2 protein-coding genes are annotated in these 2,092 nt (G+C 60.4%); one reads left to right on the top strand and one right to left on the bottom strand.

Annotated features, from left to right (window positions below):
- Nucleotides 1–227 precede the first annotated feature (227 nt).
- Nucleotides 228–1,760, top strand: coding sequence for an IS1380 family transposase (locus MK313_RS18100; protein WP_287783638.1), 1,533 nt, complete (start codon nt 228–230; stop codon nt 1,758–1,760).
- 129 nt (nt 1,761–1,889) lie between these two features.
- On the opposite strand, the gene MK313_RS18095 is transcribed toward MK313_RS18100, so the two are convergent.
- The coding region (locus tag MK313_RS18095) for a hypothetical protein (protein WP_287783635.1) at nt 1,890–2,092 on the bottom strand (203 nt) is incomplete at its 5' end.

Genomic DNA, 2,092 nt, shown 5'->3' with positions numbered 1-2,092 from the left:
CAAGGATGAACAGCCTGCCTCCCCGCTCCCGAGCCCGCAGGAACAACCTCACCATCTGATCGATCGCACTTCGGTCGATCTGTGTGATGATTTCAGTCGCTTCTCTTAGCCCGGGTTATTCACCGTATGTTGAAGAAACATCTGTACTTGGGTGCCCTTCGGGTGTAGGTTTCAGAGGGAAAGCTTAGCAGGCAATGCCCTCACCAGACACCACGAAAGGACACCCAATGGGTGAAAGTCAGACACAGGTCGAATTGGAGCAAGAGGCGGTCATTCGCCCCACGTTCAACGGGGCTATACGGGTGGAAGCACGCCCGGAACGGCTGAGTGCGGACGCGGGCGCGCTGATGATGCGGGAGGTCATGGAGCGCACCGGATTGATCGATTGGATTGACGGGCGCTTTAACGACCCGCGCCGGTCGGACCAGATCACGCATTCGGTGTCGGAGTTGATGCGCACCCAGCTGTTGCTTCTGGCTCAGGGTTGGAGCAGCGCCGACGATGCGGACAACCTGCGCAAGGATCCGGCGCTTCGGCTGAGCGTGAGTGATCGCCGACAAGATGTGCCCTTGCGAACGCCCTCGACGTCGCGCACGCCCGATGGATTGGCCAGCCAGCCGACCCTGTCGCGGTTGCTGGCGGCGGCGGCCGACCCAGAGAATCTGAAGGTGTTGAAGGAGGCGAGCCTGCGTTGCGTGCAACAGCATTGCCGCTGGCTGGACGGGCGACAGCGTTATACCCGACTCACCCTCGACCTAGACAGTCTGCCGATCGTCGTGCATGGTCAGCAAGCTGGCGCGGTCTACAACGGCTATTACCAGGCCACCTGCTATCACCCGTTGGTCTTGGGCTCGGCTGAGCTGGGTTATTTGTTCGGCGCCATCCTGCGCCCCGGCAACGCGCACACGGCGGACGGGGCGGCCAGTGAGCTCAGTGACTATCTCGACTGGATCGAGAAAAATCTGGCCTGGGAGGTAACCGTGCGTGGCGATGCCGGTTTTCCGGCCGACGATCTGCTGAGTCTGCTAGAGCAGCGACTGCGGCCTGCCCGCTATGTCTTCCGAATCCGCAATTACGGGCCTTTGCGACAAATGGCACGCCCCTTTGTTGAGCGCTATCTGCAAGACCTTGTTCAGCGACCTGACGAACTACGGCAGCAAGGATTCCGCGCCCACGAACTGAGCTACCAGGCCAAGGAGTGGAAACAGCACCGCCGCGTGGTGCTCATCATCGTCCCGCCGGAGGAAGGAGAGCTATTGCCACGCTCCTTCTACCTGATCACAAACTTCGGCGGCACCAGTATGCCGGCAGCAGAGCTGCTGGCGCTGTATCGCCAGCGCGGCACCTACGAGCAGCAATTGGGTGACTTCATGAACACGTTGACACCGCACCTGTCGTCCACGACGCGTCCCAAGAGCCATTACCGCGGCCAGATCCCCCGTCAACGACAGGTCGCGCGCGATGCCTTCGACACCAACCAGGCGATCCTCTCCCTGAACGTGTTGGCCCACAACCTACTCAACATGGGACGGTGCATCGCCCAACGCGCCCAGACCGCTCCCGGGCGGCCCAAGACCTACGGTCGTTCGTCCGCGGGAATGTCACTGAGCACTTTCCGCCAACGCTACCTGAAAGTCACGGCGAGGATTACCTTGCACAGCCGCCGCGTGTGGATCTCGATCGCGCCGGAAGCGGCCAAACTGTGGCACAACTGGTGGGACTACCTCCAACGTCTCGGCGCTGTACCCACGGTCAACTAACCGCTCGCGGGCCAATCCTCACGAAAGGCCCGAGGCGGTCGCCGACATCTGGAAGTGAAAACTCAGGCTCACCGGGCTGCCAAGAAAGGTGTGTGCAAAACATTGACTCCTTCACAACAATTTCTGCGCTTAACATCGCTCTACGCAACCGTCGAACCGCTGGGCCGTCCTTGGCCGGCACCGAACGCCGAATGCCCCTCTCATCACCACACCCGTGAATAACACGGGGTTATGCTCCTCCAATGGATCGCTCTCCATGTCATAGATCTCGTGCTTGCCGTAGTTGTAGCGATGGATGTATTTGTTTCTCCTGTCCAGGATCTTTCTGACCG

Origin of the sequence: Oceanibaculum sp., from assembly GCF_022449305.1 — a bacterium.
GTDB classification, from domain to species: Bacteria; Pseudomonadota; Alphaproteobacteria; order Oceanibaculales; family Oceanibaculaceae; genus Oceanibaculum; species Oceanibaculum indicum.
Note: the sequence above shows the minus strand (reverse complement) of the source record. Positions and strands in the feature narration are given on the sequence as shown.